This window comes from Desulfobaculum bizertense DSM 18034 (assembly GCF_900167065.1).
Lineage (GTDB): Bacteria > Desulfobacterota > Desulfovibrionia > Desulfovibrionales > Desulfovibrionaceae > Desulfobaculum > Desulfobaculum bizertense.
On record NZ_FUYA01000017.1, the window covers coordinates 1 to 13,021 of the forward strand.

The 13,021-nt window shown below is 52.9% G+C and carries 9 protein-coding genes; 2 read left to right on the forward strand and 7 right to left on the reverse strand.

Annotation, left to right across the window (positions count from 1 at the left end; genetic code table 11):
- Window positions 1–375: 375 nt before the first annotated feature.
- The 4 genes from B5D23_RS14570 to B5D23_RS14590 all read right to left on the reverse strand — a co-directional run bounded on the left by B5D23_RS14570 (window position 376) and on the right by B5D23_RS14590 (window position 6,405).
- The gene (locus B5D23_RS14570) at window positions 376–1,107 is read right to left on the reverse strand and encodes a sulfite exporter TauE/SafE family protein (protein ID WP_078686193.1); all 732 of its coding nucleotides are present in this window, start codon (window positions 1,105–1,107) and stop codon (window positions 376–378) included.
- 541 nt (window positions 1,108–1,648) lie between these two features.
- A complete protein-coding gene (locus tag B5D23_RS14575; protein WP_078686194.1) occupies window positions 1,649–2,002 on the reverse strand; it encodes a MerR family transcriptional regulator in 354 nt (117 codons plus the stop codon).
- Window positions 2,003–2,087: 85 nt separating this feature from the next.
- Window positions 2,088–4,487 (reverse strand): phenylalanine--tRNA ligase subunit beta, encoded by a 2,400-nt coding sequence (pheT, locus tag B5D23_RS14580; RefSeq protein WP_078686195.1) that lies wholly within the window; start codon window positions 4,485–4,487, stop codon window positions 2,088–2,090.
- A 763-nt stretch (window positions 4,488–5,250) separates the two neighbouring features.
- Entirely contained in the window at window positions 5,251–6,405 is a 1,155-nt protein-coding gene (locus B5D23_RS14590; RefSeq protein WP_078686197.1) for an iron-containing alcohol dehydrogenase, read from the reverse strand.
- Window positions 6,406–6,865: 460 nt separating this feature from the next.
- Between B5D23_RS14590 and B5D23_RS14595 the strand changes: the two genes are divergently transcribed.
- Window positions 6,866–7,225, forward strand: coding sequence for a winged helix-turn-helix transcriptional regulator (locus B5D23_RS14595; RefSeq protein WP_078686198.1), 360 nt, complete (start codon window positions 6,866–6,868; stop codon window positions 7,223–7,225).
- A 488-nt stretch (window positions 7,226–7,713) separates the two neighbouring features.
- Here B5D23_RS14595 and B5D23_RS14600 read toward each other — a convergent pair whose 3' ends face one another.
- From B5D23_RS14600 to B5D23_RS14610, 3 genes are read right to left on the reverse strand one after another with little or no spacing between them, the layout of a single operon-like run.
- On the reverse strand, window positions 7,714–9,090 hold the full coding sequence (locus B5D23_RS14600) for a sigma-54-dependent transcriptional regulator (protein ID WP_078686199.1): 1,377 nt from the start codon (window positions 9,088–9,090) through the stop codon (window positions 7,714–7,716).
- Between the two features lie 18 nt (window positions 9,091–9,108).
- On the reverse strand, window positions 9,109–10,545 hold the full coding sequence (locus B5D23_RS14605) for an ATP-binding protein (RefSeq protein WP_233813257.1): 1,437 nt from the start codon (window positions 10,543–10,545) through the stop codon (window positions 9,109–9,111).
- 29 nt (window positions 10,546–10,574) lie between these two features.
- Window positions 10,575–11,747: a pyridoxal phosphate-dependent aminotransferase gene (locus B5D23_RS14610; protein WP_078686200.1), complete on the reverse strand. Its 1,173-nt coding sequence runs from the start codon at window positions 11,745–11,747 to the stop codon at window positions 10,575–10,577.
- A gap of 142 nt (window positions 11,748–11,889) precedes the next feature.
- Here B5D23_RS14610 and sfsA point away from each other — a divergent pair, with 142 nt between their 5' ends.
- Window positions 11,890–12,609: a DNA/RNA nuclease SfsA gene (gene sfsA, locus B5D23_RS14615; protein ID WP_078686202.1), complete on the forward strand. Its 720-nt coding sequence runs from the start codon at window positions 11,890–11,892 to the stop codon at window positions 12,607–12,609.
- Window positions 12,610–13,021: the final 412 nt, after the last annotated feature.

A 13,021-nucleotide genomic window follows, 5' to 3' on the forward strand; every position in this document is an offset into this window, starting at 1 on the left:
TTCGCGTGAATGAAATTCAAACTTGTTGGGCATAACGTCGAGAGCCTCTTTCTCTTCTGCGAGTTCGCCACCATTTTCTTTTTGAACGCGAGCGTTCAAAAAGAAAGGGTTGAGGCGCAAAGAAAAAGAACACACGCCCAGTTAATTAGGCCGAAAAAAAGGGGCCGGATGAAGGGGAAAGCCAAAGGCTTTCACTCATCCGGCCCCTTTTATTTCGGGCGAAAGCGGGATTCCCAAGGGCCTCGTCCTTGGGCGGGGTCAAGGGGCAGCGCCCCTTGCAGAGCACGAGACGGAGTCTCGTACCCCCACCCGCCCGGCGCCCCTTGCAGGGTTTGGGACAGCGTCCCAATAAAACAACATCCCACCCACTCTCACCTAAAAATTTCGAATAATCATAGTAACAGAGCTGATAACGGAGAGGGCGAAGACAAGGGCTTTGGATATTCTTGGGGGAACGAGCGGCGCGACTTTGGAAGAGAGGGCAAAGCCGATAAGCACAGCAGGGAAGAGAAAGGCAGCGAGGAAAATTTCGCGCGCATGAACCTGCCCGATGGAGCAAAGGGCGATGATGGCCATTGCGATGGAGATAATGCCGACACTAGCGAGAGTTCCTCGCAAACGCGCTGCTGATTCATTCTGGAGAGCGATCGCGACGGGAGGCAGTGAGACGCCAGAAATTGTCCCCATGAAGCCGCCAATGATACCCGCAGAAAAAAGAGTCTTGCTATTGGCGACCACAGAAAGGCCGCTCAGGCTTAAAAGTACGGCTAAAAGAATCATCCCCCCAAGAAGCAACGAAGTCTCACGCTGCGGAAGCTGAGAAAGAAGCATCGCGGCCGCAGAGGTTCCTATGACAAACCCAACAACAGTTTGTTTGACATAGCCAAGGTCAATGGCACTTCGCTCTCGGTAGACCGTCAGCAAACAAATAAAGAGCACAAGAATCACGACAGGCGCTGGCAAAAAAACTGGATTCATCATGACAAGCAACGGGCCAATGAGAAGCGCAAGGCCAAAACCAGCAACTCCCTGACTAAAGGCTCCAAAAATAACTATGAGGAACGCGTAGCTTAGCTCCTCCGGAGAAAGACCTAGGGAAGGGAACATAAAACCTATCCTGAAAAGTGTGTTCTCGGTAGCTTTAAAAAAAAGAAATGTAGGAATAAGCCCTCCCCTCTAAAAGCTCAAGCTATACCATATTTGAAAACTAGGAATAGAGGCAAGGAGTGGGCAGGTGGGTGGGTGTTGTTTTATTGGGGCGCTGCCCCAAACCCTGCAAGGGGCGCTGCCCCTTGACCCCGCCCAAGGACGAGGCCCTTGGGAATCCCGCTATCGCCCCAAATTAAAGGGCCGGATGTAAGGGAAAGCCAACGGCTTTCACACATCCGGCCCTTTAATTTGGGCCTAGTGGGCGTTTCCCTAACGCGTGTTCTTCTGCCTTTTCCAGACCGCACTTATTTTCTTTTTGAACGCGAGCGTTTAAAAAGAAAATTGTGGCGAACGCACGAGAAAGAGAAAGAGGCTCTCGACGCTAGCCCCAACAAGTTTAAAAGCCGTACAAGCGAAGCTTGTACGGCTTTTAAACTCGATGAGGATACGTAAGGGAATCATTCCCTTACGCGGGGGTTTGGGGGCAGGCCCCCAACTCTTATTTTTTTCCTTCAAGAATGCGTTTCATATCGAGAAGTTCGTCAATAATTTGGAGCTTGAGGGCGCGAGTCTGGACGTGAGCGGATTGCTCTGCGTCGATTTTTTCTTTGATAGGCTGGAGCTGAGAGCGCTCGCGAAGCCGCTTCCGGGCGCCTTCGATGGTCAAGCCCTCGTCATAGACGAGATACTGAATCATGCGAAGGGTTTTAATGTGCTCTTCGGTGTAGAGGCGCTGACCGGAGCGAGTCCGAATGGGATGGATTTGAGGGAACTCAGTCTCCCAATACCTCAACACAGACGTGTTGACGTCGAGCTTTCGAGCCACCTGTCCGATGCGATAGGTCCTGCTCATGAGTTCCTCACAAAGAGTGACGGGATAAAGGATACAAAAAACCGGTCCAGACCGGAGGGGTCCGGACCGGCGTGTACACAATATTTTAGACGTGTACCGGAAGAGCGTCCAGTACCTTCTTGAGAATCTTGGAGTTACGCTTCTCGACTTCCTTGTCTTTCAAGGTGCGATCAGCGTGACGGTACGTCATACGAACGGTGAGGTTGCGTACGTTCTCGCCTTCTGGCTCATACGAATCCAAAAGCACGACCTGCTCAAGAAGAGGCTCGTCAACGGAGCGAATGGCATCAAGCAGAGTTCCTGCGGACAGAGTCAGCGGAGCGCTCACAGTGAGGTCACGCTGAATGGGCGGGAACTTGGCAAGATTGGAGAAGGACGGCACAAGGCCTTCGAACCAGCCCTGAAGGGCGTCCATGTCCATCTCTGCCATCCAGACTTCGCGGCGGGCATTGTATGCGTCAGCGATTTCGGGCTTAATACGACCAAGCTCACCGATGACTTCGTCGTCCATAACGACTTCGACACACGGCAGGTAATACGCATGCTCGTCTTTGAGACGATACTCAGCGGCGGGCAGGCCGAGAGATTCCAAAAGCTGTTCAACCAGTCCCTTGATGTCGGAGTAATCAGCGGACTGATCATCAGGCCAAGGGAACTGCTCTTCGTTGCGGCGGCCATACACGAGCATGGCAAGACGCATAGCTTCACGAGCAGTGGTCTCAGAGTCAGCATCTGCGTGGAAAATCTTGGAGCATTCAAAGACGCGCAGGCGGTGAGCACCGTGACCGACGTTGGTGCGCACGTTCTGGAGCAGACTCGGTGCGAGGGTCGTACGGAGCACGCTCTGGTCTTCAGAAAGCGGATTCATGATGCGAACACGGGCGTCCTTGGGCTGACCAAAGGCGTCGAGGTCTTCTTCACCAACAAAGCTGTAGTTGATGACTTCGCGCAGGCCAATGCCGCGTGCCCATGCTTTCAGCCGCTTGGCAAATTCAAAACCTGTGTCCTTGAGGGCAACAGATTCCAGAGACTTTGCAACGCGAGGCAGCACAGCTTCAATGCGGTCCATGCCGTAAACTCGAGCAGCTTCCTCGTAGAGGTCAACTTCACGCTCAAAGTCGTGGCGATGGCTTGGAGCCTCAACTTTCCAGTCTGCGGGGTTGCTGTCGTCAACAACGCAGCCCAGACCTTCGAAAGTGTTCTTGCAGAACTCAGCAGAGAGCTGCACGCCAAGAAGCGCATTGCAGCGGTCGAGGCGGAAACGAAGGTAACGGGTTTCCCACGGAGTGGGTTCCACGGTAACGCGGCCAGCAAGCACTTCGCCACCAGCAAGCTGCTGCATCAGGCTCGCCACTCGGTCCGCAGCGTATCCGGCATTGTTCTGGTCAACGCCACGCTCAAAGCGGAACGATGCGTCAGAGTGCAGAGCAAGGCGTCGGGCAGTCTTACGGACTGTCGGCGGATTAAATACGGCACTTTCCAGAATCACGTCGGTAGACTCGTCGTTGATTTCGGAATTGTTGCCGCCCATGACACCAGCAAGGCCTACAGGCTTTTTGGCATCACAGATGAACAGATCACGAGGCAGGATATCCCGCTCCTGATCGTCCAGGGTCATAAATTTCTGTTCCTTGCCTGCCAGACGCACGCGCAGCTCGTCACCTTCAACAAGGTTGCGATCGTATGCGTGAGTGGGCTGGCCAAGCTCGAACATGACGTAGTTGGAAGCGTCAACAAGGTTGTTGATCGGACGAACGCCCATTGCAATCAGGCGGTAACGCATCCATGCCGGAGACGGACCAACCTTCACGCCCTTGAGAACGCGAGCATGGAACAGCGGGCACTGGTCTTTGTCTTCAATGACCAGCTTCACTGCATCAGCAGCAGCTTCACTGCTCTCTGTCAGCTCTGCCTTGGGCAGAGTCAGCGGCAGGCCATACGCCATGGACACCTCACGAGCAGCACCAAGGACGCTCAGGCAATCACCACGGTTCGGGGTGATGCCAATGTCCAGCACGGTCTCGTCAAGGTTCAGAGCCTCTGCAAGCGGTGTTCCCACTTTCAGGCTCTCGTCCAGTACCATGATGCCTGCGTGGCTATTGCCCAGACCAATCTCATCCTCTGCGCAGATCATGCCCATGGAAAGCTGGCCGCGAAGCTTCGCCTTCTTGATCTTAAAATCGCCGGGCAGTACCGCACCAATCTTCGCCACAGCAACCGTCTGGCCCTGTGCAACGTTCGGCGCACCGCACACGATAGGAAGAGGCTCGGCTTCTCCTACATCGACTTTACAGATGGAAAGCTTTGTTGCCTCTGGGTGCTTATCGCACTCCACAACATGACCAACAACGACATTCTCAAGATGAGCAAAAGGATGGTTGACTTCCTCAACCTCCAGCCCAAGCATGGTCAGTCTGTCGGCCAGCTCTTCGTCCGTTCCCTCAAAAGGAACAAACTCTCGCAACCAGTTCAGACTCAGGAGCATGTTTGCCTCCACGACCCCATACGAATCGAGCGCGGGGCCTCATGAATGATGAAGTTTTATCGCTGGCATACAGTCAGCGCGAAATATATACAGGTTAACGCCGTCGACCCTCTTACAAGCCCACAGCATCCGTCGCTTACAAGATAAAAGAAAAGTTCCCTTCCCCTTCTCTTACATCCGCTCGCAGATGTCTCCACTACGCGGCCTCTCGGCTCCGCAGCCCTTACACGACAAGACTGATTCCCATACCGCTTATTCACCCGATTATCAATATGCGCTACAAAGGGCGCCGGGTGGGTGGGTATATACGAGACTCCGTCTCGTGCTCTGCAAGGGGCGCCGCCCCTTGACCCCGCCCAAGGACGAGGCCCTTGGGAATCCCGCTTTCGCTCAAAAACTACGGCTGAATGGGATGAAAGCTTCGCTTTCCTCTCCATCAGCCGTAGTTTTGAGCTAGGGGAATTTCCTCAGCGCGTGTTCTTCTGCCTTTTTCTGCCGCACTTATTTTCTTTCTGTACGCAAGCGTTCAGAAAGAAAATGGTGGCAACGCAGGGGAAAGAGAAAGAGGCCGCTTTAGGCAGCCCCAACAAGTTTAAAAGCCGTGCAAGCGAAGCTTGAACGGCTTTTAAACTCGATGAGGATACGTAAGGGAATCATTCCCTTACGCGGGGGTTTGGGGGCTGGCCCCCAATCTTCACAGCCCAAAAAGAAAGAGCACCCACTGCAATGGGTGCTCTTAGAGCAAGAGAATGGAGAGGCGCTCTTATTTTCCGTAATACGTCGTTTTAAAGACGTCTTTCATCTGGTCGACAGTGATTTCACGGGGGTTGGTACCGGTGCAGGGGTCAGCGACGGCCTCGGAGCTAATGCGGTCGAGGTTATCGAGGAAGTCCTGTTCGGTGACGCCGAACTCTTTGAGGGTCATGGGGATCTGGAGATTCTTATTCAAGGACTCGCAGAACTCGACGAGTGAGTCGACGAGTTCTGCTACCGAGGAGCCCTTGAGTCCAAGACGTTTGGCAGCGTCGGCATACTTCTCTGCGGCGACTTCGGCATTAAAGCGGATAACCGCGGGGAGGTAGATTGCGTTAGCGCAGCCGTGAGGGATGCCGAACACTTTACCAGTCTTGTGAGCCATACTGTGGACGAGGCCAAGGATGGCGTTGGAGAAGGACATACCTGCAAGGCACTGAGCGAGATGCATTTTGGAGCGTGCGTAAGTATCTCCCGCGTAGGAGGCGAGGAGATGCTCCTGAATCATTTCAGTAGCCTTCATTGCGAGGCAGTCGGTCAACTCGTTAGCAACAGTGGAGACGTATGCTTCGAGTGAATGTGCGAGCGCATCCATACCGGTGTGTGCGACCAGTTCTGCGGGCATGGACTGCGCGAGGTCAGTATCGACGATAGCGATATCAGGGGTGATATTGAAATCGGCAATGGGGTACTTGATGCCAGTCTTTTCGTCAGTCAAAACGGAGAAAGACGTCACTTCGGTGCCGGTTCCACTGGTGGTGGTCACTGCGGCAAAATGGGCTTTTTTCCGAAGGTTCGGCAAATTGAACGGCTTGAATGCTTCTTCGAAAGTGAACTCTGGGTGTTCATAGAAGATCCACATTGCCTTGGCGGAGTCAATGGGAGAACCGCCACCAATGCCCACAATCCAGTCAGGCTGGAACTCGTTGAAAAGCTCAACACCCTTTTTGACTGTTGCAATGGAGGGATCAGACTCAACGCCTTCAAAAACAACGGTCTCAAGGCCTGCTTCTTTAAGATTGCCAAGAATCTTCTCAAGACCGCCATTTTCCTTGATGGAACCGCCACCAATAACAACAACAGCTTTCTTGCCGTCGAGTTTTTTCAATTCGTCAATGGTACCCTGACCAAAATAAACTTCGCGGGGAATAGTAAACTGAGCCACAGCATTTCTCCTCAAATGTGGAGTGGATGCAAAAAGCACCCACTCCCACCAATAAAACCAAACACAAAGCAAACACTACTGCCAGTCCCATACCTCTTTGGAACCAACGAGTCGGATAGTATAAATTTTTGTTTGCCTGTAAAGAGGGCACCTTATTGTATCGTGGTATACAAATAGTTCCCCACTCCCCTCTTCACTCACCACCTATTTTTTCATAAAATGTGCCTCACTTTGTTTTTAACATAGTATTATTGTATAGCTCTCGGGCCTGCTCGCCCTTGGAACACTGCGCGCAGGCAACCTCACTTCACTGGTTTCTGAATGGTAACCAGTTTTCGAAACTTTTTTGTTCCCCAAGAAAACACAACACTACTGCCCTCGCTTTTCCCAACAAAAGCCCGGGATTTTGACGTTTGAAAACTGCGCGAACACAACACGCGTTTCCAACAAGGACCCCCAAATGCCCGAAGAAAGAACCCACAAGGTCAGCTGTACCAACTACACCTACGAACTCGAAGTCGGCTTCGAAATTCTCTCAGGGAAATGGATTCCCCTCATCCTCGCCCACCTCGCCGATGGCCCGCACCGCTTCGGACAGCTTCGTCGACTTATGCCCGACGTTACAAAAAAAATGCTTACGCAACAGCTGCGAAACCTCGAAAAGTACAGCATCGTCCACAGAGAGGTCTATCCGCAGGTGCCGCCCGTCGTTGAATACTCCCTCACCCCCATCGGACAGAAACTCGTCCCCATCCTCCACCACGTTAGCGACTGGTCCCACGAGTATCTCCAGCTCCGCGATCAACTTGGACTTAACTAAAATTTTTAGAGCGGGTGGGTATACGAGACTCCGTCTCGTGCTCTGCAAGGGGCGCCAGGGTGGGCGGGGCTTGTTTTGTATTGGGACGCTGTCCCAAACCCTGCAAGGGGCGCTGCCCCTTGACCCCGCCCAAGGACGAGGCCCTTGGGAATCCCGATTTCGCCCAAAATTAAAGGGCCGGATGTGTGAAAGCCGTTGGCTTTCCCTTACATCCGGCCCTTTAATTTTGGCCTAGTGGGCGTTTCCCTAACGCGTGTTCTTCTGCCTTTTCCTGACCGCACTTCTTTTCTTTCTGAACGCTCGCGTTCAAAAAGAAAATGGTGGCAACACACGAGAAAGAGAACGACGTTCTTTTCGTTTTCTCACCCAAGTTTGAATTTCATTCACGCGAAGCGTGGATGGAATTCAAACTCGATGAGGATACGTAAGGGAATCATTCCCTTACGCGGGGGTTTGGGGGCTGGCCCCCAATCTTCTTCCCACCACACTTACTTGTGGCCAGAGACTTTGTACTTCTTGAGTTTGTACTGAAAGAGCGACTTGGAGATACCGAGTGACTCTGCGGCTTTAACTTTGACAAAATCGTTGCGAGCGAGAGCACGACGAACAAGGGCGGCTTCGATCTTGGCCAAGGTGTCAGAGAGATTCAGCTCAGCGGGGAGCAAATCGACAGCGCTCTTAAACTGCGATTCTTCGTCACAGACTTCGGCGGGAAGATCGTCAACGTCAATGTTCTCACCGGAAGAAAGGACAACACAACGCTCAATGACGTTCTGAAGCTGGCGAACATTTCCGGGCCACTCGTAACCAGTGAGATAATTCAAGGCATCGGGGGTAAAGGCCAACACTGAACTGTTGTTTTCTTCGCAGTATTTTTGCAAAAAATGCGCAGCTAAAAGAGGGATGTCCTCGCGCCGCTCGCGTAAGGGCGGCACGTCAATACGAACAACATTGAGACGATAATACAGATCTTCGCGGAAGGAGCCTTCCTTGACGGCCTCGGCGAGGTCAACATTTGTCGCGGCGACAATGCGAATATCGACTTCAATTTCCTGCGTCCCGCCAACACGCTCAAACTTCCGCTCCTGGAGAACGCGAAGGAGCTTCACCTGAAGCTCTGGAGTCAGCTCACCAATCTCGTCGAGAAAAAGCGTACCACCGTCAGCAAGTTCAAAGCGCCCGCGACGACTGGCAACGGCACCCGTAAAAGAGCCTTTCTCGTGACCAAAAAGTTCACTTTCGAGAACGCCGGGAGAAAGTGCCATGCAGTTCACGGAGACAAAGGGCTGATCCTTGCGAGAGGAGGAAAAATGAATTGCGCGGGCGATGAGTTCCTTACCTGTACCGGATTCACCTTCGACGAGAACCGTGCTGCGAGAGGGAGCGGCTTTGTCGACCATTGTAAGGACGTGCATCATGGCCTTGGAGTTGCCAATGATGTTGTGCAACCCGTAGCGATCCTGAAGATTTTCCCGAAGGAGTCGGTTGCTGCGATGCATGTCCGCAAGCTGGGTAGCCTTGGCAATGGAGAGCATCAGCTCTTCGTTAGAAAAAGGCTTGGAAATGTAGTCAAAGGCACCAAGGCGCATTGCCTCGACAGCGGATTCGATGCTGCCGAAAGCGGTCATAATGAGCACAGGAATGTGAGGATAATCCTTGTGTACCCGCTCCAAAACCTCACGACCGGAGAGCTTGGGCATTTTCATGTCGGTAACAAGGACATCAACCTCTGATTCCTCAAGGTAGGTCAGGGCGAGTTCCGGATCAGAGAGAGCCGTAACAGAATAGCCTGCTTCTTCGAGCAGTGCTTCGAGAACAACAAGATAATTCCGCTCGTCGTCGAGTACGAGAATATTGTGTGCCATGAGTCTCTGTTTCCTTTTCTATTCAGACGGGAAAAGAATGCTTACCCGGGCACCACCCTGTCCGGTATTGGAAAGCTCAAGCTCGGCCTGATGGCTGGAAAGAATATTTTCCACAATAGCGAGGCCAAGCCCTGTGCCATGGTCCTTGGTGGTATAAAACGGTTCTTTTGCTCGGTGCAGGACTTCGGTAGAAAATCCGGGACCAGTGTCATCGATGCTCAAATTCACGCCTTTTCGCAGGGTCGAAGCCGAGAGTGTGATTGTGCCATCGCGCTCCATGGCCTGCAACGCATTGCCAATGACATTGTACACGGCACGATAGAGAAGGTCCTTGTCCCCTCGAACCAGAAGATTCTCGGAATAATTGCGAACAAGAGAAATATTTCGCTCCCGACACTCGTGCTCCAAAAAGGCGACAGCCTGATCAAGAATAGCAGCAAGGTCGATTTTTTCCATGCGAGGTTTCTTTGGGCGAGCGTAGTCGAGAAAGTCGTTTACAGTCTGCCCAAGTCGCCGAATCTCGTCATTCATGACCTCAAGCATCCGGGTCGACGCGCTGGGCTTCTCCTTCTTGGCCTTCGTGAGCAGATACTCTGCACTGGACTGAATAATGCCAAGAGGGTTGCGAATTTCGTGAGCAATGCCAGCAACAACGCGGCCCATACTCGCGAGCTTCTCTGCCTGATGCAGCTCGCGTTCGAGCTTTTCCCGCTCCTTGAGGCGCTGGGCATTAATGCCATCAGCCTTGTGAATCATCACGAGAAGCACGAGGAAAATCACAAGCGACGAGAAGAACGACGTCACGATGATTATCCACTGGAAGCTAATAACCGTACTGTAATCTTCGGTAATATCCTGAGTAAATTCAAGGACACCCATGATCTGCCCCGATGGTCCCCCAGGGAAGAGGGAACGCTCTGTGCGTAGCGGATACACGGTGCGGAGGATGACGCTTTTCGGCTCCATTTCAAAAGTAAACATGGCGCGCCACGGCGAGACATTACTCACGACCTGAAAACTGTGCTTGAGCTGGCTAAAAGCCTGACTCACGGCAGCACTCGACAGGTCTTTGCGCCCAACAATATCTTTTTGCAGGGAAAACGAAACAACGTCTTCATCGTCATAGATGCGCAAATCAAAAATATGCTGGCCGTGGATTGTTTCCTTGAGCACTCGCTCAAGGTGCTGGGCCTGCTCTGGATTTTGCAGTTCTATGTGCCGAAAACGCAAAAGAATCGGAACGGTAAAGCGCTGGAAAACCTGATGGTTAATATTCTGGGCGAGGAGCAGGGCAAATTCCTGCTGCTTTGTCAGAAGGGTCTGGCGAGCATAATTCGCCATAACAACAGACAGGAAGAGACTCATTGCCAAAATCAGCGACAGCGATCCCCACGAAAGGAATTTGGCAAAACGAAATGGTGTTGCGCCGGAAGCACTGGCGCGCTGAGCTATCACAAGTCTCCTCCTGTCATAAATACTCTGCCCTATTTATACAGGACAGCTTCAATCTTTTTGAGTGCCTTTTCGACGGTTTCGTCGGCAAGGGCATATGAAAAACGAATACAGTTGTCGTCACCAAAGGCAACGCCCGGAACAGTTGCGACGCCTGCCTCTTCGAGCAACAGGGTACACAGGCTTGCGGAATCCGCAAAGCGTTCGCCGTAGAGTGCGCTCACGTCCGGGAACAAGTAGAATGCGCCTTCTGGTTTGGGGCACACAACGCCCTTCCAGCCAGAAACAATAGCCATTGCCTTGTCGCGGCGACGAACAAAGGCCTGACGCATATCTTCGAGCATATCAGTCGGGCCTGTCAGGGCTGCGAGGGCTGCTCGCTGGGCAATAGAGCAAATATTTGAAGTACTCTGGCTCTGCACACGCGACATCGCCTTGATGAGGTCAGGGTGCGCCAATGCGTAGCCAATGCGCCAGCCTGTCATGGCAAAGCTTTTGGACAAGCCATTCACAACAGCCACGTGCTCCGGGTGTTTCTCCCAGAAGGAACTCAGGCTCACCGAACCAGCCGAACCGTACACGAGCTGGTCATAAATTTCGTCAGAAATAATAAAGACATCATGGGCCACTGCCCACTCCGCAATCGCAAACAGCTCCGCCTCGGTATACTGCGCTCCCGTCGGGTTTGACGGCGAATTCAGAATCAGCACCCGGGTCTTTTCTGTACGAGCTGCTTCCAGCTGCTCGACATCAATCTTGAAGCCTTTGCTTGCCGGAGCAGACACCGTCACCGGAACACCGTCTGCCAGCTCGACCATTGCCGGGTAACTCACCCAGTATGGTCCCGGGATCAGCACTTCTTCACCCGGATTCAGCAGACAGAGCAGCAGGTTATACAGAGCCTGCTTGCCGCCGTTCGTCACTATCGTACAGTCTGCTTTCGCATTCGTACCGTAATGAGAGTTAAAGTACTGGGCGACAGCGTCGCGCAGCTCCGGGATTCCCGGCACTTGAGTATAGCGGGTAAAACCGTCATCAAGCGCCTGTTTTGCCGCGTCTCGAATGTGTTGAGGGGTATCAAAATCAGGCTCGCCCACGGAAAGGCTGATTATATCCCGACCCTGAGCACGCAGTTCCATTGCCTTCGCACTTACCGCGAGTGTCGCAGAAGGCTTTACCTGAGAAATTTTAGTAGAAATTCGCATAACTCACCTTTTCACAGCAACAGCATAAAATGAACTCTGCCACACGATTCCCATCGGTTGTAGAGGAAAAGCTTCCGAATGGAAAGCGCCCCTCGCCTCAACCAGCTTGACGCATTGCCCATTCATTTTGCACAAATTTTCTATGCAAAGCTCCAAAATTCTCCTCCCCTACCCCGAAGAGTGTATTCACGGCACATTCGTTCGCCGTGTAAAGCGCTTTAGTGTCGAGACTCGCGTCAACGGCAAAGAGGTCTGGGCGCACACCAACAACTCTGGCTCCATGCTCGGACTGACTCGGCCCGGCAGCCCCGTCTATCTGTCCCCCGCCGCAAACCCAAAGCGCAAACTCAAGTTCACCCTTGAGACCATTACCATCAACGGGACCCGCGTCGGCGTCAACACCTTAACGCCGAACCGCATCCTCAAAGCCGCTTTTGAGGCCCAAGCACTCACAGAATTTCAGGGATTCACTCATTTTCGGCCCGAAGCAAAAATCGGTGACTCCAGACTCGACGCCCTGCTCACTGGCCCCAATAGCCAGATGTATGTCGAAGCAAAGAACGTCACCCTCGTCGAGGACTCCATCGCCGCCTTCCCCGATGCCGTCACCCTCCGCGGGCAAAAGCATCTTCGGGAATTAATCACTCTCGCAGATCAAGGCATTCGCGTTGCCTCTTTTTACTTCATTCAACGCACTGACGCCCAGTGTTTCGCCCCCGCTGACTATGTCGACCCGGAATTCGCCAAGCTCTTTTATCTCGCCAAATCAAAAGGCGTCGAGATCTGGCCTTATGTCGCATCAATCTCCGACCGCGGCATCGGCATCTCTCACAAGCTCCCTCTCGCGCCTGAATTTTTATAGTGTGGCGGGCGGGGGGGGGGGGCTTGTTGTATTGGGGCGCTGCCCCAAACCCTGCGAGGATTTGGTGGGGTGGGTTTTTACGAGACTCCGTCTCGTGCTCTGCAAGGGGCGCCGCCCCTTGACCCCGCCCAAGGACGAGGCCCTTGGGAATCCCACTTTCGCCCGAAATAAAAGGGGCCGGATGAGTGAAAGCCTTTGGCTTTCCCCTTCATCCGGCCCCTTTTTTTCGGCCTAATTAACTAAGCGTGTGTTCTTTTTCTTTGCGCCTCAACCCTTTCTTTTTGAACGCGAGCGTTCAAAAAGAAAATGGTGGCAACGCACGGGAAAGAGAAAGAGGCTCTCGACGCTAGCCCCAACAAGTTTAAAAGCCGTCCAAGCGAAGCTTGAACGGCTTTTAAACTCGATGAGGATA

Excerpts from the sequence above, each read along its gene's own strand:
- sfsA (WP_078686202.1), top strand. The coding sequence starts at position 11,890 with ATGCAAAGCTCCAAAATTCTCCTCCCCTACCCCGAAGAGTGTATTCAC.
- B5D23_RS14570 (WP_078686193.1), bottom strand. The coding sequence starts at position 1,107 with ATGTTCCCTTCCCTAGGTCTTTCTCCGGAGGAGCTAAGCTACGCGTTC.
- B5D23_RS14575 (WP_078686194.1), bottom strand. The coding sequence starts at position 2,002 with ATGAGCAGGACCTATCGCATCGGACAGGTGGCTCGAAAGCTCGACGTC.
- pheT (WP_078686195.1), bottom strand. The coding sequence starts at position 4,487 with ATGCTCCTGAGTCTGAACTGGTTGCGAGAGTTTGTTCCTTTTGAGGGA.
- B5D23_RS14595 (WP_078686198.1), top strand. The coding sequence starts at position 6,866 with ATGCCCGAAGAAAGAACCCACAAGGTCAGCTGTACCAACTACACCTAC.
- B5D23_RS14600 (WP_078686199.1), bottom strand. The coding sequence starts at position 9,090 with ATGGCACACAATATTCTCGTACTCGACGACGAGCGGAATTATCTTGTT.
- B5D23_RS14610 (WP_078686200.1), bottom strand. The coding sequence starts at position 11,747 with ATGCGAATTTCTACTAAAATTTCTCAGGTAAAGCCTTCTGCGACACTC.